The sequence below is a fragment of the Acinetobacter pragensis genome (assembly GCF_001605895.1).
In the GTDB taxonomy this organism is placed as follows: Bacteria; Pseudomonadota; Gammaproteobacteria; order Pseudomonadales; family Moraxellaceae; genus Acinetobacter; species Acinetobacter pragensis.
This window is the reverse complement of record NZ_LUAW01000031.1, coordinates 1-23,364: the sequence shown is the minus strand read 5'-3', so window position 1 is coordinate 23,364 and position 23,364 is coordinate 1. Positions and strand designations below refer to the sequence as shown.

Here is a 23,364-nt window from a genome sequence, read left to right as displayed (position 1 = left end):
CTCAGCTATCTTTGGCTATTCTGCCGGCTCTGTCAATTCACGAGTTTTAAAAATACAGCGCCCCCAGCGGTAGATTGGAATTAAGCAAACTGCAGCAATCAAAGTAATGATGAAAAGATAAAAACTATAGCCGAGAAGTTCTGCCATGATGCCGCTCAAGCTGTACAGCCCGCCGCTTACCGTCGCCATCAGCGACACTTGAAAGGTAAAATCTGTTCCAGCCAAATGCTTGCGGCTATATTGCATGACCACAGTCAGCATCACCACCAAAAGCATGGCGGAGACCATATCTTCTGCAGCATTCACAGCATAAATCATCCAGAGGGAAACCTGCTGCTGATGATCATATTTCCATGCCAGCCATGCATAGGCGCCCAAACTAAAAACTTTAACAATAGAAAAAATAAGCAAGGCATGAAAACGTGACAGCCGTTTTAAACTGACTCCCGCCAAACCGGCACCCACAAGCGCTGCGCATGCGCCCAGCATGGTTACATAAATGCCAATTTGCGAAAAGCTCAGCCCCATATCCACCATCAACGGTTTTAAAAGCGGCCCAGCCAAACCATCAGCAACCTTAAAAGTCAGCAGTACCCACAGCCAAAAGCGCAATTCTGAATTTTGCAGGTAATAGGATAAATAGCGGCTGACCGCTTGCTTCTGCGCTTTCCAGGATCCAGACTTTTTAGTCTGCTGCCCGCTTTGCCCGCATACAGGGAAACGCGGCTGTGCCTTAAAAAATATTACAGGCAGGGTATTCAGCACAACCAAGCCAGCTAAAATTAGGAACGTGCTTTGCCATTGCAGCCAATCTAAAGCCCATAAAATCGCTCCGCCTCCGACAATAAAGCCAAGCCGTGAACCGACCACTTGAAAAACATTGCCCCAGTGCTGCTGTTCAGCTTTTAAAATATTTACAGCCAATCCATCCGTGGCGACATCCTGTGTTGCGCCAATTAAATTCATGCTGAGCAAGGCAATAAAAAATGCCAATAAATAAACTGGCTGATTCAATGCATGGATTGGTAAAAAAGACAGTCCAATTAACACCCCTGCCGTCAGCAGCTGGGCTGGAATAATCCAAGACCGGTAATGTCCCCGATCTGCGGCCCCAAACCGGTCAACCCAAGGCGCCCAGAAAATTTTAATTGACCAAGGCAGCATCAGCAGGCCAAAACCGCCGATATGCGCCAAAGATACACCCTCTGCCCGCAAAATCACCGGTAGCGCATGCGTCATAAAGCCGACCGGCAGACCTTGCGCCCAATACAGCGAAAACAGCAATATATAGACATTGCGCATTTGGAGCATGAAATTTCCTTGCAATTTTCGGGTTTGCCATCGCACAGCAAAACACTGCGCTGCTGATCATCTCCTCAGAATAAACTGCACAATCTTGCCAATGCAGTCCGGGTTTTCAGGGCCTATGATAATTTAAATGACAGGATATCAATGATAAAAACAATGACCCAGCATTTTCCAACACTGCCAGACCAAGTCCCTGCACGCGGATCAGCCTTGAGCAAACAGCTGTTTAAACGCATGTTTCTGGCTCAGGGCTGGAGCTTTGAAGGCGAATTTCCCAATTTACCTAAAGCAGTCGCCATTATTTCACCGCATACCTCAAATATAGACGCGTGGCATGGCTTTACCGCCTTACTCGGCCTTGGCATTCAAATTACCATTTTCGGCAAGCACACTTTGTTCAATACCCCATTAAAACCGCTGCTGGAATGGATTGGGGTAATTCCGGTGAACAGAAGCAGCCAGCAAGGGCTGACCAGACAGATTGCTGAGATTATTCATGCGAAGGATAAAATTTGGGTTGGTATGGCGCCAGAAGGCACGCGCAAGCAGGCCGATAAAATCAAAAGCGGCTTTTATTATATTGCTGATGAAGCCCAAATCCCCATTGTGATGTTCTCTTTTGATTATGAAAACAAAATTATTCATTGCTTAGGCATTTTTGAACCGACAGGCAATTTTGAAGCGGATCTGGAACAGATTCTGCAGCGCTATGAAGGCAAGTTTTCACCTAAAAATCCAGATTGGCTGGCCAAGCCGTTACAAAAGCGATGGAAAAACCGCTAGCAATATCTTCATTTTTTTGCTGAGATGTGCGCCTATTTGTACAGAACTTCATCAGTTTTATTTTATGAGATTATTACATTATTCGTTAATCGGCATTCTGGGCCTTAGCCTTGCTGGCTGTGATAAAGCCGTGAATACGCCAGTAAAAACCACCCCGATTAAACCCCGCGAGCCTGTAATTGCCATTGCGCTTGGCGGCGGCGGCGCCAAAGGCTTTGCCCATATTGGCGTATTAAAAGTATTGGAATCGCATGGCATTAAACCGAAAATTGTGACGGGCACCAGCGCCGGAAGTTTTGTCGGCAGCCTGTACGCCAGCGGTAAAACACCCTATCAAATGCAGCAGATTGCCTTAAATTTTAAAGAATCTGATATCCGGGATTTAACTTTAAACCGCCAAGGCGTAATTTTAGGTCAAAAATTGCAGGATTATGTGAACCAGCATGTTGGCAATAAACCTATTGAGCAATTTCCAATCCGCTTTGCAGCGGTTGCCACCCGCTTAGATACCGGGCGTAAAGCCGACTTTATTAAAGGCAATGCAGGCCAGGCCGTTCGTGCGTCCTGCAGCATTCCTAACGTTTTTGTTCCGGCAACCATTGGCGGTTTAAAATATGTCGATGGCGGTCTAGTCAGTCCAATTCCAGTCAAAACAGCGAAAGATATGGGCGCAGATATTGTCCTTGCCGTCGATATTTCTGCCCGCCCAGACGGCAGCAAGGCGCTGAATATGTTTAGCGTACTGGATCAAACCCTGAACATTATGGGCCAGCAAAGCATCAATGAAGAGCTGAACCGCGCCAATATTGTGATTCAGCCTAAAGTTGGCCATATTGGCACGCTTGATATTAAATCCAGCAATCAGACCATTTTAGAAGGTGAAAAAGCTGCGCAGCTGAAAATCCGCGCCATTCAAAAAGCGGTGAGTGATTTCAAAGCCTCGCCTGCTGCCCTGAAGCCTGCGCCAGCGCCTAAATTCAAAATCTGATTTTAAATTTAGTAATTTTTTAAATATTCAAAAACTTATTCATCTGCTACATTGATATAGATGCATGGCCATCTATATCAATTCAGCTCTATTTATTAGGGCGATACACAATTCAACTCTATCCTTTAGAGCAATACACGGGCAGATGTATGGAATTTGTTTTAGAACCTTGGCACTGGTTTGTTTTGGGCGTTTTGCTGATTCTCTCTGAATTGCTGCTGCCCGCTTTCGCCGCTCTGTGGTTTGGCATTGGCGCCATCATGGTCGGCATTTTGTATTTTCTTTTTCCAATGATGGGCACAACAACTCAGTTTGTGACTTGGATTATTCTGTCTATTTTATGCACCGTAGCATGGTTTAAATTTATCAAACCGTTATCGACAGATAAAACCAAAGCGGGCTTGTCGCGCGAAGCGACCATCGGCCAAGTCGGCATGGTCATTCAAACCAATTTAGACCACGATCAAATTAAAGTGCGCTTTCCTATGCCTGTTCTAGGCTCTGATGAATGGAATTGCCGCACCTTATCGCCTGTTCAAGTCGGTGACCGCGTCCGTGTGACAGATATTTTAGGCAATGATCTTGTTGTGCAATTGCACAGCCCCACAGACCACACGATAAACAACGAAAAAAGTGAGTAAATAAATGAGCGCAGCTACAATTGTTGTATTTGCCCTGCTGGCCTTTGTTGCCGTCACCATTTTTAAAGGTGTGCGCATTGTGCCCCAAGGCTATAAATGGATTGTTCAACGTTTAGGGAAATACCACACCACTTTAGGCCCCGGTTTGAATTTCGTCATTCCTTATGTCGATGAAGTCTCTTACAAAGTCACCACCAAAGATATCGTTTTGGATATTCCGTCACAGGAAGTGATTACCCGCGATAATGCTGTACTGCTGATGAATGCAGTTGCCTACATTAATCTCACCACACCTGAAAAAGCCGTTTATGGCATTGAAAACTATACTTGGGCCATTCAGAATCTGGTACAGACGGCATTGCGTTCAATTGTCGGAGAAATGGATTTAGATGATGCCTTATCTTCTCGTGACCATATTAAAGCCCGACTAAAAGCCAGTATTTCTGATGATATTTCAGACTGGGGAATTACGTTAAAAACCGTAGAAATTCAAGACATTAAACCATCCAGCACCATGCAGTCCGCGATGGAAGAACAGGCAGCCGCTGAACGTCAGCGCCGCGCTACTGTAACCAAGGCCGATGGTGAAAAGCAAGCCGCTATTTTAGAAGCTGATGGCCGCTTAGAAGCCTCGCGCCGCGATGCAGAAGCGCAGGTGGTGCTGGCTGAAGCATCGCAAAAAGCCATTGAGATGGTGACTTCTGCTGTTGGCGATAAAGAAATTCCTGTCGCTTACCTTTTGGGTGAGCAGTACGTTAAAGCCATGCAGGATATGTCGAAATCCAATAATGCTAAAACTGTGGTGTTACCTGCAGACATTATGAATACTATTCGCGGTGTGATGGGCCGAAATAACTGATTCAGCATAGTTTTCAAAACAATAGACAGCATTTTTGCTGTCTGTTTTTATTTAAGCTGATAAAAAGCCAGCAAAATTTGTTTATTTATGGTTAAATTTCGCGTTAATTTTTGAAATCTCTTGAATTGATGGCAGTCTATTTTGCCTTCAATTGGCTCTCCCTTTGCTGTCAATTCATATTTCGATCTGCTGTCCAACTCGAAAATGGATATTGTATGAGCTCCCTGAATCCAACCTTAATCACCTTTCTTTTTTATATTGCCGCCATGATTGCTATTGGCTTAATGGCATACCGGGCAACTAGCAATTTATCCGATTACATTTTAGGGGGCCGCCGTTTAGGAAGTTTTGTTACCGCACTTTCTGCTGGCGCATCTGATATGAGCGGCTGGCTGCTGATGGGCTTGCCAGGCGCAATTTATCTTTCAGGCTTATCTGAAATGTGGATTGCCATCGGTCTAATTATTGGCGCATGGCTGAACTGGCTGCTGGTCGCCGGGCGCTTGCGGGTACATACGGAAGTCCAGCACAACGCATTGACCCTGCCCGATTATTTTTCTAACCGCTTTAATGACCAGAAAAAGATTTTACGCATTGTTTCAGCTATCGTTATCTTAGTTTTTTTTGCAATTTATTGCGCTTCCGGCATGGTTGCCGGCGCACGCCTGTTCGAAAGCATGTTTGACTTGCCATACAGCACGGCCTTGTGGATCAGCGCAATTGCAACCATCAGCTATGTCTTTATTGGCGGATTTCTTGCTGTCAGCTGGACCGATACCCTTCAGGCTGGCTTAATGATTTTTGCCCTGCTGCTGACGCCTGTCGTGACACTTATGTCTTTCTCGGATATGACTCAAGTCACTTTGGCGCTTGAAGCCGCGCGCCCTCAGGCGACCGATATCATTGGCAATTTAAGCTTTGTCGCCATCATGTCACTGATGGCTTGGGGTTTGGGCTATTTTGGCCAGCCGCATATTCTTGTGCGTTTTATGGCAGCGGATTCGGTGAAATCCATTCCAAATGCGCGCCGTATCGGCATGACATGGATGATTCTGTGCCTCGGCGGCGCTGTGGCTGCAGGATTTTTCGGCATTGCATATTTCCAGCAGAACCCGGAATTGGCGGCTGTAGTCAATGCCAACCCTGAAACAGTATTTATGGAACTAACCAAAATCCTGTTCAATCCTTGGATTGCCGGTATTGTGCTGGCTGCTATTTTAGCTGCAGTCATGAGTACTTTAAGCTGCCAGCTTTTAGTTTGCTCAAGCACCTTGACTGAAGACTTTTACAAATCATTCGTGCGTAAAAATGCCTCACAGAAAGAATTGGTTTGGATCGGGCGCCTCATGGTGCTGCTGATTGCCTTATTGGCGATTTGGATGGCAGGCAATCCCGAATCTAAGGTTTTAGGCTTAGTCGCTTATGCATGGGCAGGTTTTGGCGCGGCATTTGGCCCATTGATTATTCTTTCATTGTTCTGGAAACGCATGACTTTAAATGGCGCTTTAGCCGGCATGGTCGTTGGCGCAGTGATGGTGATTTTATGGAAAAATCTTTGGGACGATACCGGTATCTATGAAATTATTCCAGGCTTTATCTGCTCATTCATTGCGATCATCGCAGTCAGCCTTATGGGTAAAGCCCCCGGTAAAGAGATTACAGAACGCTTTGATGAAGCGGACAGGATTTACAAAGAAAGCCTGTAAGACACTGTAAAATAAAAGGGAGAACATTATGTTCTCCTTTTTATTTATCATTTTTTAATGATTTAATAATCAGCTCTTACGTGACAGTAAAAATTGCGTAATGTAAATCAGCTGCGCCGCATCATCGCCGAAATAAGCCAATGCATCCATAGCCTGATTATGCAGTTCCTGCGCGTAGGCCTTGGCCTGTTCCAATCCCATCAAAGCAGGATAAGTTGATTTTTCAACCTGCTGATCTTTTCCGGCTGTTTTTCCTAAAACGTCAGTATCAGAAACGATATCTAAAATATCATCCTGAACTTGGAAAGCCAGACCAACCGCCTGTCCATATTCACGCAATTTCGGAATTGCCTGATCGGTACCTTCAAACAGTGTTACTGCAGCCATCATTACAGCAGCTGTAATCAACGCGCCGGTTTTATTGCGGTGAATATTTTCTAATGCGTCCTGAGCAATTTTTTTGCCTTCGGCCTGTAAATCCAGCACTTGCCCATTGACCATTTTAGATGCGGCCGTCGCTAGAATCTGCATTTGTTTCAGCACAATAGGCGCTTCCACTGCCGGCCCTTGATCAAACAGGCGGCTGCCTAAAACTTCAAATGCCATAGACTGTAAAATATCACCCGCCAGCAGGGCTGTATCTTCACCAAAGGCCGCATGGCAGGTCGGCTGGCCTCGGCGCAGCAAATCATTATCCATGCAAGGCAAATCATCATGCGCTAAAGAGTAGCAATGGATGAATTCAATAGCAACTGCTGCGCGGCGTACGGCTGCAGCATTTGCATTATTCTTCAACGAGCCTGCCGCATAGCACAGTGCAGGACGGACGCGTTTTCCGCCAAGCATAACCGCATGATGCACAGCGCCCTTTAACGGTTCTGGAATTGCAAAAGCATCTAGCGCAGTGAGTAAATCCTGCTGAATCCGATTCTGTGCTTCAGTCAGTGCATGAGCCTGCACATCAGTTAAAGACGACACGTTCACCTCGATTTTTGGTTAAGCTGTTCAGCAATCTTGTCTTAGCATGGCTATGTACAAAATTGGCCTAGAATATGTTTTACCGGCCTGTTGCATCATACTGCTTTTGCCTTGTTTTCTCTATGATGAAAGGCAATTCTTATGGCTGATCTGCAGTTCAATTTATCTGAGAATGGGTAAATAAATGAATTTCATTGTTTTCATAATAATAAGTGCAGTTTTTTTGATTAAGTTTAGCTTTATACAGGGCCTGATCTGCGCATTGCAAAATACTGAATGCCCTATTCTGGCCAGATAGGCTGCTGGCGGCTCCGCATGAGACTGTCAGCGCCAAACCTTGCTCTTGATATTTATTCGATAATTCAGCAACCGCAGCGCAGCAAAATTGAGCCAATTCGCAGCAGCGCTGCAGCTGCATATTCGGCAGCAGCACCGCAAATTCTTCACCGCCAATCCGGTATAAATCTGCACCTTGAATGCCAGACAGCAAATGTTCCAGCGCCTGCGCGCCGGTTTGCAGCACTTCGTCTCCAAAACTGTGTCCGAAACGGTCATTGATCTGCTTAAAATTGTCAAAATCCAGCATAATCATACTGAAACCATCAAGCTGCATATTTGAAAGCATCTGCTCATAATCTTCCAAATTTCGGTCAAACTTTCTACGGTTCCACAACCCCGTTAAATGGTCTTTTTCACTCAACGCTTTTAATTCAGCATTGTGCTGCTTTAATGAGCATTCAGCCCGCTTCAAATGCGTGATTTCGGCACAGCAAACCAGCACATTTTTTATTTTGTTCTGCTGGTTTAAATAGGGCTTTAAATTCACCAAAAAATAATGCTTCCCCATATTCAACTCAAACGAAGATACCCGCCCTTTTTCTTCAAAGGCTGCCAGCTCGCTCATAAATTTCTGATATGCATAATTAGAAAACTGGCCGATATTCTTTTCCAGCATTTCAGCAGCCGTTAAATTAAAACAAGATGCATAAAGCGGATTGGCGAACTGAACGATACCTTCAGGCGACAGCAGCGCCATGGCCATGGGTAAATTCTCCAAGACCTCTTGAGGATCATAATCATCGATAAGATCAGCATTATTCATCACAATTCAATTCACTTTTTTAAAGTAATAGCTTTGCGAAATGCTATCAAAATCACACAAAAAAAATTCAGCGTATCCTTCTAATATTTTATGACAAACTTATCTTATAAAAATATATATTAAAAAAATATTTTTATATCTGTATTTTTCATATCATTTTTTTTGCGAAAAAAAGCCCCTGTTCGAGGGGCTTTCAATCACAAATAAATTTATTTCAAGGCATCTTGCGGAATTCTCACCCAGCCTTCCATTAATACGCGCGCACTGCGGCTCATCACCGCTTTCTTGACCGCCCATTGCCCATTTTCAAAGACAGCTTGCGCACCCACCCGCAATGTACCTGACGGATGTCCGAATCGAACTGCTTCACGCTCACCGCCACCCGCAGCCAAATTAACCAAAGTCCCCGGAACCGCAGCCGCTGTTCCAATAGCTACCGCTGCTGTTCCCATCATGGCGTGGTGCAATTTCCCCATGGACAAAGCGCGTACCAGCAAATCCGTATCCTGTTCTTCAATATTTTTACCGCTGGAAGATACATAGCTTTTTGGCTGAGAAACAAATGCAATTTTAGGCGTGTGCTGGCGCTTTTCCGCCTCAGCGATATCTTGGATTAAGCCCATTTGCTTGGCGCCATATGCGCGGATTTTTTCAAACCGCGCTAAGGCTGATGCATCCCCATTAATGGCATCCTGCAGTTCAACACCTTGATAGCCAATATCTTCGGCATTCAAAAATATAGTGGGAATGCCGGCATTAATAAAAGTGGCTTGAAACTCACCTACATCATGAACATTCAGCATATCCACCACATTGCCTGTAGGGAACATGGCGCCGCCGTCTTCGCCGTCATCTGCAGGGTTTAAAAACTCGATCTGCACTTCAGCGGCGGGAAAAGTCACACCATCTAACTCAAAGTCACCTGTTTCTTGGACTTGACCATTGGTCATCGGCACATGCGCAATAATAGTTTTTTGAATATTTACCTGCCAAATATGCACGGTACAAATACCATTGTCTGGAATTTTATCTGTATCCACTAAGCCATTTGAAATCGCAAATGCTCCAACAGCTGCAGTCAAATTGCCGCAATTACCGCTCCAATCGACAAAAGCGCTATCAATAGAAACCTGACCAAACAAATAATCCACATCATGATGCGGCTGTGAACTTTTATCTAAAATAACTGTTTTGCTGGTGCTGGACGTAGCGCCGCCCATGCCGTCAATTTGTTTGCCATAAGGATCTGGACTGCCGATTACCCGCAATAAAAGCTGATCCCGCACCGCTCCCGGCTGCTGGGCAGCTTCGGGTAAATCACTCAATTTAAAGAACACACCTTTGCTGGTGCCGCCACGCATATAAGTTGCTGCAATTTTAATTTGTGGTGCAAACGGCATATTTTAATCCTTCATCTTTATCATTGTATTGCACAAGATCATTGCGCTATTAATCACGCATTATCATAACGGCTTTTTTAAAAAAAATATTAGATGCAGGACTTAAGTATAAAAAATCAACATTTGTTAGATCAATTCCTCAATTACAGATTCAGTATTATTAAATAGAATAAAATTAATCTATTGATTCATTTATTGATAATTCAATAAGTTTATTAAAATATAAGTTATATCAATCATAATTATTTTTCATGTTTTTTGAGCTACTAGGCTATTTCTTCCTGATCTATTACAATCCAGTCACTTATCCATTGTCGGGCTGAAATAACTTGAATAAAGAGTCGTCTCAACTTCAGCGTGGCTTAAAAAACCGTCATATACAATTGATTGCCATGGGTGGTGCAATTGGTACTGGCTTATTTTTAGGTTCCGCACATGTGATTGAATCTGCCGGTCCATCCATTATTTTGGGTTATGCGATTGGCGGCTTAATTGCATTTTTAATTATGCGTCAACTCGGGGAAATGATTGTACAGGAGCCTGTAGCAGGCTCATTCAGTCATTTTGCAAACAAATACTGGGGCAAATTCCCCGGTTTTCTCGCAGGCTGGAACTATTGGATTTTATATGTTTTGGTCGCCATGACTGAATTGACGGCTGTCGCCAAGTATATCAATTATTGGTGGCCTCACATTCCAGCTTGGGCATCTGTGCTGACCTTCTTTGTCATTATCACGCTAGTCAACCTAGGCAACGTAAAATTTTACGGTGAATCAGAGTTTTGGCTCTCCATCATTAAAGTCACCGCTGTTGTTGCGATGATTGTCTTCGGTATTTATTTACTGGTGACTGCTGGTCCAGATTCTACTGCATCTTTCAGCAACTTATGGACGCATGGCGGATTCTTCCCGCATGGCTTTGAAGGTTTGTTCTATATGCTGGCGTTCTTGATGTTTGCCTTTGGCGGCATTGAGCTGATCGGCATGGCGGCAGCTGAAGCGAAAGATCCGCAAAAAACCATTCCGAAAGCCATTAACCAAGTGGTCTTCCGTATCCTGATTTTCTATGTGGGTTCGTTAACTATTCTGCTATCGCTGGTGCCTTGGAACCAACTAGAACTGGGCGGACTCGACAAAAGCCCGTTTGTACTGATTTTTAGCCAATTAGGTATTGGCTGGGCAGCGCATTTGCTGAACTTCATTATCTTAACAGCTGCGCTTTCTGTTTATAACAGCGGCATGTATGCCAACAGCCGCATGCTGTTCGGTTTAGCCCAGCAAGGCAATGCGCCAAAAATCTTTACAAAGACCAATAAGCAAGGTGTGCCAATCCCTGCGGTATTGTTCTCTGCATTACTCATTTTTGGCTGTGTATTGTTAAACTACTTTGCACCGGAAGATGCTTTAAGCAACCTGATTTATATTGTGGTTGGCGCTTTAGTCCTGAACTGGGCCATGATTAGCCTTACCCATCTTAAATTCATGAAGGCGATGAAAACTGAAGGGACTGTGTCTCAATTTCCGGCTCTTTGGTCACCATTCAGCAACTACTTGGTTCTTGCCTTTATTGCCACTGTACTTTATATCATGTGGACGCAAGGCTTAAGCGGTGCAGTCATCATGATTCCAATTTGGATTGCGCTCATGTTTATTCTATTTAAAGTCCTTTATAGAAAAGCATAATTTTTCATTTAACCTTTAAGAAGTTATTGTTTCGGCAATAACTTTTTTTTTCTTTCAAAATAGAGTAAATTGACTCCGCTTACGCGCCCTTAGCTTAACTGGATAGAGCAGTTGCCTCCTAAGCGACCGACGTGGGTTCGAGTCCCGCAGGGCGTACCATTCCAAATATGTGATTAAATTTACAATAATTAATTATATAAATCACATATTTATATTTTTTTAATGACTCATCAGATTTTTTTTAAAGCAAAATTTATTTATTTTAAAACAGTGGCTTGTGCATTATTTTTTTTATTCTTTAGTGCTAAAGCTCTAAACAGATATTTTTTTATTCATCTTTTTTCATCTAGAGCATTTACTCTTATTTTTTTTGTGCTATTTTTGTCACATGGAGTAACAAGTAAGCCTATTGGAAGCCAAATAAAGCCCAAGCCAATATGGAGCTTAGCCCAAAATAAAATGCAGTAAATTTAATTTGCACACCAAGGAAAGACAAAGAATGAAATTAAAAAAGCTTACTACAGCCCTTATTCTTGCAACATTACCAGCAACTGGCGTGTTTGCAGCGGCGCTAGATCGTTCAGGTCAATCTATTGCTGCATTTTTACAGCCTGGCAACTACTTTGAAGCAGGTATCTCAGTTTTAGATCCAGAGGTTTCAGGTCACTTTAAAGCAGCACCAAGTGTTAGCACTGGTGAAATGGCTGATGACTATCAATTTTATAATGTTGCATTAAAACTTCAACCAACTTCTAATTTCTCATTTGGTCTTATTTATGACCAACCTTTTGGAGCAGCTGCAACCTACTCGCCCACAGCTCTAAATGTATTTAATAATGCAGCAGGCGAATCAACAGAAGTTGAAGTTGAAACACAAAACCTTTCATTTATTTTTGGATATCAGCCGACTGAAAATTTCAATTTTTATGCTGGCCCTGTTTATCAAACCGTGAAAGGCAATGTTCAATTACGTGGCGCAGCATACGGCGGTGTAACAGCATTCGGTGGTTATAATGCTAACATCGGTGAAGATTCTGCAGTTGGCTGGCTAGCCGGTTTCGCATATCAAATTCCTGAAATTGCATTAAAGGCTTCTGTAACCTATCGTTCAGAAATTGAACATGAAGTAAATGTAAAAGAAAGTTCAACAGGTGCTGGACCTATCACTGCAATTATTAACAACCCTGCTGATACTGGTTCTACTGATATTACAACACCTCAATCAGTTAACCTTGATTTGCAAACTGGCATCATGGCAGACACAGTTGCTTTCGCGAATGTGCGCTGGGTAAATTGGAAAGATTTCTCTATCCGTCCATATAAGTTTGGTAAAGGTTCAGAGGCAGCTTCAGCTGCAGCAACTGGTGGTCTTTATACAAAAGGCTTCAATTTAGTTGATTATTCTGATGACCAAATTTCTGCGACAGTGGGTGTAGGCCGTAAATTTACTGATCATTGGGCTGGTAATGTCTCTGTAGGTTATGACACTGGCGCAGGTAACCCTGTATCTACCCTTGGTCCAACAGAAGGCTATTGGAGTGTTGGTTTAGGTGCACAATACAGCCCTGCTGCAAATTACTTTATCGCCGCTGGTGTTAAATACTTAATGTTAGGTGATGCTACAGCTCATTCAGGTGCATATTCTATTCCAGGCAATGCGGTTGCTGCTCAAGTTGCAGAATTTGAAGACAATGATGCTTGGGCTTATGGCTTAAAAATCGGTTACCGCTTCTAATTTATTCATTAAAAACAAAAGCCATAGTTAACTATGGCTTTTTTAATTTTAAATGATTAAACAGTGATCATTTAAAATCACAAAATCCTTCCCATAATAATTGCAAATAAATACTCTATTTTTCATTAAAAATCATTTAGATAGATTGCTTTAAATAGAACATTTACTCTATACAACCCTTTTTTTTGCATTGCAGCGTTCATTTCTAGAGCACTCCTGAGTATTTACTCATTTTTTTATTATGTTACTTTCCTCGCATTGATTACCCACGAAAAGTTACAAACAGGGAAAACTATGCAGCTCAGCCAGTTATCTAAAGCAATTTTAATCAGCTTATTACCAGCCTCTTCTGTTTTTGCAGCAGGATTAGACCGCTCTGGTCAATCTATTTCAGCCTTTCTTCAGCCTGGAAACTATGCAGAAGCATCATTCACTGTTTTAGACCCAACTGTCGAAGGCACATCTCACTTAGATAATAAAAAACTCAGCGATATGGGAGATGACTACTATTTTCCAGGAGCTGCAGTTAAAGTCCAAGCAACTGAAAACATTTCTTTGGGGTTGATTTATGACCAGCCATTTGGTGCAGATGCAACTTATGGACTTGATACAGGCACTTTTGACAACGGTAAGGAAAGCACTAAAGTTAAAGTCCGTACTAATAATTTAACAGCATTGATTGGCTACCAGCCTACTGAAAACTGGAACATCTATGCGGGTCCAGTATGGCAAACAGTTAAAGCTAACATTAACTTACGCGGCAATGCCTACTCACTATTAAGCGGCTATAACATTAATGTTGAGCAAAAAGATGCTTATGGCTGGGCAGCAGGTTTTGCTTATCAAGTTCCTGAAATTGCTTTAAAAGCCTCTGTAACTTACCGTTCAGAAATCAAACATAAAGCAGATGCTGTAGAAACTACAACTCTTGCATCTATTAATCCTGCTTATTCATTTCTGTCTTATAAAGAAAGCACTGTCGATGCGACAACCCCACAATCTGTAAATGTTGATTTGCAAACCGGTATTGCAGCAGATACTTTAGTATTTGCAAATTTACGCTGGGTGCATTGGGATCAATTTGCCGTTAAGCCGGCATTGCTGGCGCAAGCATCTGCACTTGCTAAAGGCAAAGCGCAAAATCTTATTGATTACACAGATGATCAGTACTCTATAACTGCTGGCCTTTCTCGCAAGTTTACTGATAAATGGGCAGGTACTGCAGCGATTGGCTGGGATTCGGGTGCAGGCAACCCTGTCACTACACTTGGCCCAACAGAAGGTTACTGGAGTGTCGGTCTTGGCGGCCAATACAGTCCTGCTGAAAACTATTTTATTCAAGCCGGTGTTAAATACTTCTGGTTAGGTGATGCTGAAGCCCAAACAGGCGGTGATGTTAAAGCGTCATTTGAAGACAATCATGCTTTAGGCTATGGCATGAAAATCGGCTACCGCTTCTAATTTTGCGCTGCAAAAATTAGGATTAAACAAGAAAGGGCGCCATTGGCGCCCTTCTCTTTTTCTGCAATAAAAATTCTGCAGCGTTAAATCAAGCTGGAATATTTCGCACTGATGATTTGCGGATAGCTTCTTTCAATGCCTCATAACCATTAATTGGCGGAAACTGCGGAAATTCTGCAATCACATTTTCAGGCGCATCAAATAAGAAGCCATGATCTGCTTCGCCCAGCATAGTGGTGTCATTATATGAATCACCGGCTGCAATCACACGGAAATTCAAACCGTGCAGCGCTTTCACAGCCTGACGCTTTTGATCCGGCTGGCGCAGTTTGTAATCTGTAATCATGCCATTTTCATCAGTTTCTAATTTATGGCAAAAAATAGTCGGCCAATCTAATTGCTTCATTAAAGGATGAGCAAATTCATAGAAAGTATCAGACAAAATAATCAGCTGAAAATGTGTGCTTACCCATTTTACAAATTCTTTCGCGCCTGGAAATGGCCCCATATCGGCAATAACCGCCTGAATATCATCTAAACCCAAACCATGCTGCTTTAAGATATTCAGGCGCTGAGTCATCAGTACATCGTAGTCAGGAATATCGCGCGTAGTGGCCTCTAATTCTTTAATTCCAGTTTTCTTAGCGAAATTAATCCAGATTTCTGGAACTAAAACACCTTCTAAATCAAGACATACGATTTCCATGGACTCTCCCAATCTCAGTGAAAAAAATTTGCACTATCATAGCTTAAGAAATGACTTTTGCGTTGCTCTTTTTTAAATCTATTTTTTTCATAAGTATTTATTTTTTAGTGATAAGTCGTGATTATCAATTCTATTAAAATAGTTGTGAAATAAATTAATATAGGTTTTGAAGTTCCAAGCCTATAGCCAGGACATACATGACTACAATCCCTACAATTGATATCGTAGATGCGCTTGCATCTGAATATGCCGACAAATCTCCAAATGAAATTATTGAGCTTGCTTTAAGCCAAGAAGGTGAAATTGCAATTTCATTTTCCGGCGCAGAAGATGTGGTTCTGATTGATATGGCCTCGCATTTAGGCAAACCCTTCCGTGTTTTCAGCCTGGATACAGGCCGTCTGCATGCCGAAACGTATCAATTCATTGAAACCGTGCGTAAACACTATAATATTGATATTGAAATTTGCTTCCCTGAAACTGAAGCAGTTCAGCAATTAGTGACTGAAAAAGGCCTCTTCAGCTTTTATCAGGATGACCACAAAGAATGCTGCGGAATTCGGAAAGTTCAGCCCCTGCGTAAAAAACTGGCCACTTTAGACGGCTGGATTACCGGTCAGCGTAAAGATCAGAGCCCGGGCACCCGCAATGAAATTCCTGTCGTGCAAGCTGATGCAGGTTTCTCTGGGCCGGGCAAGCAGCTGATTAAATACAACCCTTTAGCCAATTGGTCTAGTGCCGATGTCTGGAACTATATCCGTTTAATGGAAATCCCTTATAATCCGTTGCATGAGCGCGGGTTTATTTCTATTGGGTGTGAGCCTTGCACACGCCCGGTACTGCCGAATCAGCATGAACGTGAAGGGCGCTGGTGGTGGGAAGACGCCACCCATAAAGAATGCGGGCTGCACGCCGGCAACTTAAGGAAATAATCAAGACTAAACCATTGCCTCAGCAGTGGTTTTTTTCAACGCTTTGATACATATAAAGCAGTTTTATTCTGCTTGAAAACCGCTATACTTTCTAAGTAATTTATAATTCTAACAAGGCTGCTCATATAGGAGCGTCCCTAGATATTGCAGTGAGGCAATCCACGCTATGCGTCCATTACATCCGATTGATTTTATTTTTCTCACTTTAGAAAAGCGTCAGCAGCCGATGCATGTTGGCGGTTTATTTTTATTTACGATTCCAGATAATGCACCATCCAGTTTTATCCAAGATTTAGTTACAGATATCCGAAATTCAAAATCCATTCCAGTCGCTCCGTTCAACAACCGCCTCAATGGTTTTTTTTGGGATGAAGATGAAGAGTTCGATTTGGATCACCATTTCCGCCACATCGCCCTGCCGCACCCCGGCCGTATCCGCGAGCTTTTGACCTATATCTCTCAAGAACACAGCACCCTGATTGACCGCGCCAAACCGCTTTGGACCTGCCACATCATTGAAGGCATAGAAGGCAACCGTTTTGCCATGTATTTCAAAATCCACCATGCAATGGTCGACGGCATAGCAGGCATGCGCCTAGTTGAGAAGTCTCTCTCTGACGATCCGAATGCCAAACGCATTGTGCCGCCTTGGTGTGTAGAAGGTCCGCGTTTGAAACGGCTGAAACAGCCAAAAGCCAGCCGTATTCAAGGCTTGATTGCCGGTTTAAAGGGCCAGCTTGAATCAACGCCGCGTGTAATGTATGAATTGTCACAAACCGTCATGAAAGACATGGGGCGCAATCCGGACTATGTCTCCAGCTTTCAAGCGCCCAGCTCGATTCTGAATCAGCGTGTCAGTTCGTCACGCCGTTTTGCGGCCCAATCCTTTGAATTTTCAAGACTGGCCCATATCGCCAAAGAACTGGGCGTAACCATTAACGATATCGTCCTTGCCATTTGTTCAGGCGCATTGCGTGAATATCTCATCAGCCAAAACGCCTTGCCTAAAAAACCTTTGATCGCTATGGTCCCTGCATCGGTACGGACGGACGATTCGGATCTGTCAAACCGCATTACCATGATTTTGGCAAATCTAGGCACCCATAAAGAAGACCCTTTAGAACGTCTTAAAATTGTCCGCCGCAGTGTTTTAAATGCGAAGGAACGCTTTAAGCGGATGAACGCCAATCAAATTCTAAATTATAGTGCCTTTGTGTATGGTGCTGCCGGCTTAAATATTGCGTCCGGCCTGATGCCGAAGCGCCAAGCTTTCAATTTGGTTATTTCGAATGTGCCTGGCCCACGCGAACCTTTATACTGGAATGGCGCGCGTTTAGATGCGCTCTACCCGGCCTCTATTGTGCTAGATGGCCAAGCGCTGAACATCACCATGACCAGCTATTTAGATAAATTGGAAGTGGGTTTAACCGCCTGCCGCAACGCATTGCCGAAAATGCAAAACCTGCTGACACATTTGGAAGAAGAAATTCAGCGCTTTGAAGAGATCGTTAACAAAGATAACCCAAAGCTTCAGGCGGTTAGCTGACCCTATGGAAGATATTGCCAATATAATTTTGCATTCAGAAAAATTAATATTTCAAAAAATGATCAAATAATTATTCAGATAAAATTAAGGGGCTTAAATTAGCCCCTTAATTTTTAATATTTCGGCATTGTTTTAATAATTGATGGCACGCGGTGCGGATCATTGATGCTGTAATTTGCACTTCATTGCCGCGTTCATCGACGATATAAGCCGAATGCATTGTTTTAGCATCCAGCATATGCTTTAAACCTGTACTCATTACTGCTTTACTGACACCCATATCACACCTCATTTTGCTAAACCTGTTCAAAAAAGGTTTTGGCTATTCGATGTGTTAAGTATAAAAAATACAGATTAAAAGTAAAATTTCAGTTGTAACAAGTGTTTAACGATATTCTGTTACAATTTCAGCTTAAGATGATATCGTATTGCTCTTGCGTATATAAATTTTCCACCTGAAACTTAATCACACCACTGATGAAGTGCTCTAAATCAGAGACTGCTGGCGCTTCTGCCGTTAATAAGCGGTCAATCACAGAGGGATGCGCAACGACAGTAAAGCCACTCTGATTGTCGAAAGCCCGCGCATATCGCAAAATTTCCCGAAAGATTTCGTAACACACTGTCTCTGCTGTTTTCACATAACCGCGTCCCTGACAAGTCGGACATGACTCACACAGCAGATGTTCTAAAGATTCACGGGTCCGCTTACGGGTCATTTCCACCAAGCCCAGCTCAGATACTTGGGTGATTTTGGTTTTGGCGTGATCCCGCTCCAGCATTTTGTCAAACTGGTTCATTACCTGTTCACGATGATGCGCTTCTTGCATATCAATGAAATCAATAATGATAATGCCGCCTAAATTGCGCAGTCGAAGCTGGCGAGCAATCACTTGCGTGGCTTCCATATTGGTTTTGAAAACCGTATCTTCCAGTGTCCGGCCGCCGACATAAGAACCGGTATTGACATCAATGGTCGTCATCGCTTCGGTCTGATCGATCATCAGATAGCCGCCCGACTTCAGCGCAACGCGTGTCTGCAGCGCTTTTTGAATATCTTCTTCGACATTATATAAGTCAAAGATAGGACGCTCACCCGGATAATGGATGAGCCGGTCCCGCATGCTCGGTACAAACTCATCGACAAATTCAACTAATTTGGCGTGAATTTCCCGTGAATCGACATGAATTTTAGAGGTATCTTCATTCGCCAGATCACGGATCACCCGCTGCGGCAAAGGCAGTTCTTCAAAAATCAGTGACGGCACTGCAATGATTTTTTGCTTGCGCTGAATAAATTCCCACAGCTTTGCCAAATACGCCATATCCTGCGCGATTTCTTCTTCTGCAATGCCTTCCGCTGCAGTACGCACAATAACAGAGCCAGGCAGCTTATGTTCGGCCTGAATACGCTCAATCATGCTGCGCAGGCGGTCACGCTCTGCTTCAGATTCAATACGCTGTGATACGCCTGTATGGCTGCCAAAAGGCATCATCACTAAATAGCGGGAAGGAATAGAAAGATCTGTGCTTAAACGCGCGCCTTTCGTGCCCAGCATATCCTTCATGACTTGAACGGTCAGAATTTGACCCGGCTGCAGCAATTCAAAGACATTCGGCGTCGGCTGATTTTTTGGCCACACCATATCATTGATATGCAAAAATGCAGTACGCGACAGGCCGATATCCACAAAAGCCGCCTGCATGCCCGGCAGCACCCGAACGACTTTACCCTTGTAAATATTGCCGACTAAACCGCGTTTTACAGTACGCTCAACAAATAACTCATTGACTGTACCATTTTCGATTAACGCAACACGGCACTCCATCGGTGTGACGTTAATCAATAACTCGTCAGACATAATAAAACTCAAAACATTATAAAAATTCTTGTGTTCAGCAGTTAATTTAGCGCCTTAACTGTCTGTCATATCTTCATTTTAAAACGCATTAATAACTGTGCAGTTTCGTGCAGAGGCAATCCGACCACATTGGAATAACTGCCTTCAATGCGCGGAATATAGCGCGCTGCAATGCCTTGAATTGCATAGGCTCCCGCCTTGCCCAAAGGCTCACCTGTCGCCCAGTAATCTTCCATATCGTGAAGGCTTAAGGTCTGAAACTCAACTTGCGTCCGTACTACTATACTGCAAATTTGTTCTTTTGTACGTACGCAAACACCTGAAAAAACATCATGTTTTCGTCCTGAGATTTGCGCCCATATCTCAAAAGCATGCTGTTTAGATTCGGGCTTGCCTAAAATGCGGCCGTCGACTCCCAAGCTGGTGTCGGCAGCGACAATCAGCGCTTCCGGAAAGCGCAGCTGAACAGCTTGCGCCTTCACTCTTGCTAAGCGTTCGACATAAACCGCAGCCGACTCACCGGCTAATACAGATTCATCGACATCTGGGCTGAAAATATCAAAGCTCAGCCCCAGCTGGCCAAGCAGTTCCTTACGCCGCGGCGAACTGGACGCAAGAATTAAATTCGCCATTTTTTCAATACATAATAAATGATTGGCCAAACCAGAATACTGCTCAGCAGCGGCTGCCAATGGCGCGCAAAGGAAAAATGCACTCCACTCATCACTTGCGCCATCCAAATCAGAAATAGGTGCGCAACAACAGCAATGGAGCTAATAATCCACAGATTGCTGAAAGTTAAAATACGGCGTTCACGCGTCAAAAAACGGGCCAGAAAACCGATCAGCACAAAACTCAGCGCATTCATGCCCAACGGCGCATCGACCAGCAAATCAACAAAAAGGCCTGTGCCGAATGCAAACCATACTCCGCACCACGTCGGCTGGCACAACACCCAAAACAGCGTAATCATCAGCATGAATAACGGACGCCAGCCCGACAATTCATAAGACAATGGATAGACCATCAGCGCCGATGCCATGATCACCGAAACAATAATGGCAATCAATGGATCTCGATTGGTCGGACGGCTCAGCTTAGCGATCTGCATTTGGCTGCTCCATCGCTAATGAATCAGAAAACAGCACCACCACATGATGCCCGCCCGCCAATTGTGCGGCTGGAATCACATCTATTTGTGCAAATTCACCTGAATTATGACGCTGTACTTTAGAAACAGTCCCGACTAGATAGCCAGCGGGGAAATGCGCCCCAAGCCCGGAGCTATACACCTTCTCACCTGCTTTAATGTTGGCGCTGGTCGGAACATATTCCATTTTCAAACGCCCAAGATCGCCTGTACCGCTGACAATTGCACGCATTCCTGTACGCTCCAAACGGACTGACAGTGAATGCTCTTTATCAGACAGCAGCATAATACGGCTGCTGTGCGGGTAGACATTGACGATCTGCCCCATAATGCCTTTATCATCCAGCACCGTTTGACCGACTTTCAGCTGGCTGCTTGCCCCGCGGTTGATCACAATAATATGACGGAGCGGATCTGCATCGGTGCCGATGACTTCTGCAATTTCCATGCGGCCATCGATAATTAAAGGTGTGTCCAGCAAGCCGCGCAAACGGGTATTTTCTGCAGAAAGTTCAGAAAGTTTTTGCAAACGGACTTGCGCCTGAAGCAGTTCAGCTTGCATCGCGGTATTTTCACGGCGCAATTGAGCTTCAGACTTGGTTTGTTGATTCAGCCATTCTCGCGATAACACTGGATAGCTTGCTGCAGCATAAATAGGATTATAAGCTGCATACAAGACGTCTCTTGCCGGTTGAATTACATGCGGCATGCGCCAATCAAAGAAAAGCACTACCAAGCATGCAATCACCGCAATGATAAATGAGCGAAAAGATGGCGGCTGTCTTGAAAACAGTTGAGTTTGCACCCGCCCAGTCCTTTTCTTAGCCTACAAACAGCATGTCGTGATTTGGATTGTCGAAGAATTCCAAAACTTTGCCGCCGCCGCGGGTGACACAAGTCAAAGGATCTTCAGCAACCACCACTGGCAAGCCAGTTTCTTTTGCCAGTAATTTATCCAAATTGCGAAGCAATGCGCCGCCGCCAGTCAATACAATACCGCGTTCAGCAATATCAGACGACAGTTCCGGCGGTGTCTGCTCTAAAGCAGATTTCACAGCAGAAACAATGCTTTGCAATGGGTCTGAAATGGCTTGGGTAATTTCATCAGAAGTGACTGTAATCGCGCGAGGCACACCTTCCGCCAAGTTGCGGCCGCGGACTTCAATTTCCAAAGCCTTCGCGCCTTCTTCAGGCAATGCCATGCCGACTTCTTTTTTAATGGTTTCAGCAGTGGTTTCACCAATCACACAGCCATGCGCTTTACGCACGTAGTTGATGATCTGTTCATCAAATACATCGCCGCCGATACGCAATGAATCTGCATAGACACAGCCTTGCAATGAAATAATTGCAATTTCTGTCGTGCCGCCGCCCACATCTACAACCATTGAACCGCAAGCCTGCTCGACTGGCATGCCGGCGCCAATTGCAGCCGCCATCGGCTCTTCAATTAAGCGCACATCACGCGCGCCTGCGTTATATACCGCTTCGCGGATCGCGCGGCGCTCTACCAATGTAGATTTGCAAGGGACACAGACCACAACACGCGGCGCTGGCGGAAACAGGCGTTTTTCATGCACTTTGCCAATAAATTGGTTCAGCATGGTTTCCGTCACTTCAAAATCTGCAATCACACCGTCTTTCATTGGACGGATTGCCGAAATATTTGCAGGTGTACGGCCAAGCATTTGTTTTGCATCAAGGCCTACTGCCGATACAATTTTTTGTGAACCGCTGTGACGAATCGCCACAACCGTCGGTTCATTTAATATAATGCCTCGTCCTGGCGCATAAATAAGTGTATTTGCTGTACCTAAATCAATGGCTAGATCGGGCGAAAACAAGCCAATTAGTCTTTTTAGAATCACGGAGACGTTCTCGATTAAACTTTATGTGGACGCAAGGTGGCAACTTTAACTAAATGTGATGATTTGAACAAGTCAATCGCTTATTATAACGCACGATAATTTGAAATTTTTTAATACTGATTAGGTAATGTTATGTCTACATCGGATGCACAGCATTCTGCAGATCTCAATGCACAAACAGTTTCAGCAATCGCCCATTTGGCTCGATTATCGCTGAATGAGGCTCAATCTGCTGAATATGCTCAAAGTTTAAATAAAATTTTAGGCATGATGGAAACTTTAAAAGGCATCAATACTGACGGTGTTGAACCGCTGAAGAGTCCATTCGACAACCCGCAGCCATTACGTGAAGATGTGGTGACTGAAGAAAATCATCGTGAGGAATATCAAGCTGTTGCTCCTGCAACACAAGACGGCTTGTACCTTGTCCCGCGCGTAATTGAGTAATTACTGCTCAGTTCATCTATTTTCTTAAAATTAAACGTAAAGAATTATTTCTCATGACAGATTTACATCGCTTATCCGTTCGTGAAATGACAGAAGGTTTGGCTGCGGCTCAATTCTCTTCTCGCGAACTTACCGAACACTATTTAAAACGCATTGAAAAAATCGATGCGCAAGTGCAGTCTTATGTCACGGTCACGCCTGAACTGGCTT

At 43.9% G+C, this 23,364-nt stretch carries 22 protein-coding genes, 1 tRNA gene and 1 pseudogene; 13 read left to right on the top strand and 11 right to left on the bottom strand.

What is annotated here, in order from left to right; translation table 11 throughout:
- Positions 1 to 15 precede the first annotated feature (15 nt).
- Complete coding sequence (locus AZH43_RS13270; protein ID WP_162840083.1) at positions 16 to 1,302, bottom strand: MFS transporter; 1,287 nt, start codon at positions 1,300 to 1,302, stop codon at positions 16 to 18.
- Positions 1,303 to 1,464: 162 nt separating this feature from the next.
- On the opposite strand from AZH43_RS13270, the gene AZH43_RS13265 reads away from it, so the two are divergent.
- The 5 genes from AZH43_RS13265 (at position 1,465) to putP (ending at position 6,285) form a co-directional block, all read left to right on the top strand.
- Positions 1,465 to 2,091: a 1-acyl-sn-glycerol-3-phosphate acyltransferase gene (locus tag AZH43_RS13265; protein ID WP_067670459.1), complete on the top strand. Its 627-nt coding sequence runs from the start codon at positions 1,465 to 1,467 to the stop codon at positions 2,089 to 2,091.
- Positions 2,092 to 2,155: 64 nt separating this feature from the next.
- Positions 2,156 to 3,079, top strand: a complete 924-nt coding sequence (locus AZH43_RS13260; protein WP_067670456.1) for a patatin-like phospholipase family protein — start codon at positions 2,156 to 2,158, stop codon at positions 3,077 to 3,079.
- A 149-nt stretch (positions 3,080 to 3,228) separates the two neighbouring features.
- Positions 3,229 to 3,720 (top strand): NfeD family protein, encoded by a 492-nt coding sequence (locus AZH43_RS13255; RefSeq protein WP_067670454.1) that lies wholly within the window; start codon positions 3,229 to 3,231, stop codon positions 3,718 to 3,720.
- A 4-nt stretch (positions 3,721 to 3,724) separates the two neighbouring features.
- Complete coding sequence (locus AZH43_RS13250; protein WP_067670452.1) at positions 3,725 to 4,579, top strand: SPFH domain-containing protein; 855 nt, start codon at positions 3,725 to 3,727, stop codon at positions 4,577 to 4,579.
- Between the two features lie 215 nt (positions 4,580 to 4,794).
- Positions 4,795 to 6,285, top strand: a complete 1,491-nt coding sequence (putP, locus tag AZH43_RS13245) for a sodium/proline symporter PutP (protein ID WP_067670450.1) — start codon at positions 4,795 to 4,797, stop codon at positions 6,283 to 6,285.
- A gap of 69 nt (positions 6,286 to 6,354) precedes the next feature.
- Here putP and AZH43_RS13240 read toward each other — a convergent pair whose 3' ends face one another.
- The 3 genes from AZH43_RS13240 to prpF form a co-directional block, all read right to left on the bottom strand.
- The gene (locus AZH43_RS13240; protein ID WP_067670448.1) at positions 6,355 to 7,263 is read right to left on the bottom strand and encodes a polyprenyl synthetase family protein; all 909 of its coding nucleotides are present in this window, start codon (positions 7,261 to 7,263) and stop codon (positions 6,355 to 6,357) included.
- Between the two features lie 157 nt (positions 7,264 to 7,420).
- Positions 7,421 to 8,365 carry a sensor domain-containing diguanylate cyclase gene (locus tag AZH43_RS13235; protein ID WP_067670446.1) on the bottom strand — a complete coding sequence of 315 codons (945 nt, stop codon included), beginning with the start codon at positions 8,363 to 8,365 and terminating at the stop codon, positions 7,421 to 7,423.
- 209 nt (positions 8,366 to 8,574) lie between these two features.
- Entirely contained in the window at positions 8,575 to 9,765 is a 1,191-nt protein-coding gene (prpF, locus tag AZH43_RS13230) for a 2-methylaconitate cis-trans isomerase PrpF (protein ID WP_067670444.1), read from the bottom strand.
- Positions 9,766 to 10,094: 329 nt separating this feature from the next.
- On the opposite strand from prpF, the gene AZH43_RS13225 reads away from it, so the two are divergent.
- From AZH43_RS13225 to AZH43_RS13210, 4 genes are all read left to right on the top strand, one after another.
- Entirely contained in the window at positions 10,095 to 11,447 is a 1,353-nt protein-coding gene (locus tag AZH43_RS13225) for an amino acid permease (RefSeq protein WP_067670443.1), read from the top strand.
- Between the two features lie 83 nt (positions 11,448 to 11,530).
- Positions 11,531 to 11,606, top strand: a tRNA-Arg gene (locus AZH43_RS13220).
- A gap of 340 nt (positions 11,607 to 11,946) precedes the next feature.
- A complete protein-coding gene (locus AZH43_RS13215; protein WP_067670441.1) occupies positions 11,947 to 13,182 on the top strand; it encodes an OmpP1/FadL family transporter in 1,236 nt (411 codons plus the stop codon).
- A gap of 294 nt (positions 13,183 to 13,476) precedes the next feature.
- A complete protein-coding gene (locus AZH43_RS13210; protein WP_067670439.1) occupies positions 13,477 to 14,643 on the top strand; it encodes an OmpP1/FadL family transporter in 1,167 nt (388 codons plus the stop codon).
- Between the two features lie 88 nt (positions 14,644 to 14,731).
- On the opposite strand, the gene thrH is transcribed toward AZH43_RS13210, so the two are convergent.
- Entirely contained in the window at positions 14,732 to 15,349 is a 618-nt protein-coding gene (thrH, locus tag AZH43_RS13205; RefSeq protein ID WP_067670437.1) for a bifunctional phosphoserine phosphatase/homoserine phosphotransferase ThrH, read from the bottom strand.
- Positions 15,350 to 15,546: 197 nt separating this feature from the next.
- On the opposite strand from thrH, the gene AZH43_RS13200 reads away from it, so the two are divergent.
- Together AZH43_RS13200 and AZH43_RS13195 are read left to right on the top strand one after the other, a co-directional pair.
- On the top strand, positions 15,547 to 16,281 hold the full coding sequence (locus tag AZH43_RS13200) for a phosphoadenylyl-sulfate reductase (RefSeq protein ID WP_067670435.1): 735 nt from the start codon (positions 15,547 to 15,549) through the stop codon (positions 16,279 to 16,281).
- Between the two features lie 166 nt (positions 16,282 to 16,447).
- On the top strand, positions 16,448 to 17,827 hold the full coding sequence (locus tag AZH43_RS13195; RefSeq protein ID WP_067670432.1) for a WS/DGAT/MGAT family O-acyltransferase: 1,380 nt from the start codon (positions 16,448 to 16,450) through the stop codon (positions 17,825 to 17,827).
- Positions 17,828 to 17,933: 106 nt separating this feature from the next.
- Here AZH43_RS13195 and AZH43_RS18685 read toward each other — a convergent pair whose 3' ends face one another.
- The 6 genes from AZH43_RS18685 to AZH43_RS13170 all read right to left on the bottom strand — a co-directional run bounded on the left by AZH43_RS18685 (position 17,934) and on the right by AZH43_RS13170 (position 22,707).
- Positions 17,934 to 18,107, bottom strand: a complete 174-nt coding sequence (locus AZH43_RS18685; protein ID WP_086211437.1) for a PA1571 family protein — start codon at positions 18,105 to 18,107, stop codon at positions 17,934 to 17,936.
- Positions 18,108 to 18,234: 127 nt separating this feature from the next.
- Positions 18,235 to 19,689, bottom strand: a complete 1,455-nt coding sequence (gene rng, locus AZH43_RS13190; protein ID WP_067670430.1) for a ribonuclease G — start codon at positions 19,687 to 19,689, stop codon at positions 18,235 to 18,237.
- 65 nt (positions 19,690 to 19,754) lie between these two features.
- Complete coding sequence (locus AZH43_RS13185; protein ID WP_067670428.1) at positions 19,755 to 20,321, bottom strand: Maf family nucleotide pyrophosphatase; 567 nt, start codon at positions 20,319 to 20,321, stop codon at positions 19,755 to 19,757.
- Entirely contained in the window at positions 20,309 to 20,800 is a 492-nt protein-coding gene (gene mreD, locus AZH43_RS13180) for a rod shape-determining protein MreD (RefSeq protein WP_067670426.1), read from the bottom strand. The genes AZH43_RS13185 and mreD overlap by 13 nt, the downstream gene beginning before the upstream one ends.
- Positions 20,787 to 21,644 carry a rod shape-determining protein MreC gene (gene mreC / locus AZH43_RS13175; RefSeq protein ID WP_067670424.1) on the bottom strand — a complete coding sequence of 286 codons (858 nt, stop codon included), beginning with the start codon at positions 21,642 to 21,644 and terminating at the stop codon, positions 20,787 to 20,789. The genes mreD and mreC overlap by 14 nt, the downstream gene beginning before the upstream one ends.
- Before the next feature lie 16 nt (positions 21,645 to 21,660).
- A complete protein-coding gene (locus AZH43_RS13170; RefSeq protein WP_067670422.1) occupies positions 21,661 to 22,707 on the bottom strand; it encodes a rod shape-determining protein in 1,047 nt (348 codons plus the stop codon).
- Positions 22,708 to 22,839: 132 nt separating this feature from the next.
- On the opposite strand from AZH43_RS13170, the gene gatC reads away from it, so the two are divergent.
- Together gatC and AZH43_RS18370 are read left to right on the top strand one after the other, a co-directional pair.
- Entirely contained in the window at positions 22,840 to 23,154 is a 315-nt protein-coding gene (gene gatC / locus AZH43_RS13165) for an Asp-tRNA(Asn)/Glu-tRNA(Gln) amidotransferase subunit GatC (RefSeq protein WP_067670420.1), read from the top strand.
- 53 nt (positions 23,155 to 23,207) lie between these two features.
- Positions 23,208 to 23,364 (top strand): annotated as a pseudogene (locus AZH43_RS18370) (Asp-tRNA(Asn)/Glu-tRNA(Gln) amidotransferase subunit GatA); the annotation flags it as partial.

Bases quoted from the DNA above. Each gene is read 5' to 3' on its own strand.
- AZH43_RS13210 (WP_067670439.1), top strand. From the start codon at position 13,477: ATGCAGCTCAGCCAGTTATCTAAAGCAATTTTAATCAGCTTATTACCA.
- mreD (WP_067670426.1), bottom strand. From the start codon at position 20,800: ATGCAGATCGCTAAGCTGAGCCGTCCGACCAATCGAGATCCATTGATT.
- AZH43_RS13185 (WP_067670428.1), bottom strand. From the start codon at position 20,321: ATGGCGAATTTAATTCTTGCGTCCAGTTCGCCGCGGCGTAAGGAACTG.
- gatC (WP_067670420.1), top strand. From the start codon at position 22,840: ATGTCTACATCGGATGCACAGCATTCTGCAGATCTCAATGCACAAACA.
- thrH (WP_067670437.1), bottom strand. From the start codon at position 15,349: ATGGAAATCGTATGTCTTGATTTAGAAGGTGTTTTAGTTCCAGAAATC.
- prpF (WP_067670444.1), bottom strand. From the start codon at position 9,765: ATGCCGTTTGCACCACAAATTAAAATTGCAGCAACTTATATGCGTGGC.
- AZH43_RS13255 (WP_067670454.1), top strand. From the start codon at position 3,229: ATGGAATTTGTTTTAGAACCTTGGCACTGGTTTGTTTTGGGCGTTTTG.
- rng (WP_067670430.1), bottom strand. From the start codon at position 19,689: ATGTCTGACGAGTTATTGATTAACGTCACACCGATGGAGTGCCGTGTT.
- AZH43_RS13250 (WP_067670452.1), top strand. From the start codon at position 3,725: ATGAGCGCAGCTACAATTGTTGTATTTGCCCTGCTGGCCTTTGTTGCC.
- AZH43_RS13195 (WP_067670432.1), top strand. From the start codon at position 16,448: ATGCGTCCATTACATCCGATTGATTTTATTTTTCTCACTTTAGAAAAG.
- AZH43_RS13260 (WP_067670456.1), top strand. From the start codon at position 2,156: ATGAGATTATTACATTATTCGTTAATCGGCATTCTGGGCCTTAGCCTT.
- AZH43_RS13235 (WP_067670446.1), bottom strand. From the start codon at position 8,365: ATGAATAATGCTGATCTTATCGATGATTATGATCCTCAAGAGGTCTTG.
- AZH43_RS13215 (WP_067670441.1), top strand. From the start codon at position 11,947: ATGAAATTAAAAAAGCTTACTACAGCCCTTATTCTTGCAACATTACCA.
- AZH43_RS13200 (WP_067670435.1), top strand. From the start codon at position 15,547: ATGACTACAATCCCTACAATTGATATCGTAGATGCGCTTGCATCTGAA.
- AZH43_RS13265 (WP_067670459.1), top strand. From the start codon at position 1,465: ATGACCCAGCATTTTCCAACACTGCCAGACCAAGTCCCTGCACGCGGA.
- AZH43_RS18685 (WP_086211437.1), bottom strand. From the start codon at position 18,107: ATGGGTGTCAGTAAAGCAGTAATGAGTACAGGTTTAAAGCATATGCTG.
- putP (WP_067670450.1), top strand. From the start codon at position 4,795: ATGAGCTCCCTGAATCCAACCTTAATCACCTTTCTTTTTTATATTGCC.
- AZH43_RS13270 (WP_162840083.1), bottom strand. From the start codon at position 1,302: ATGCGCAATGTCTATATATTGCTGTTTTCGCTGTATTGGGCGCAAGGT.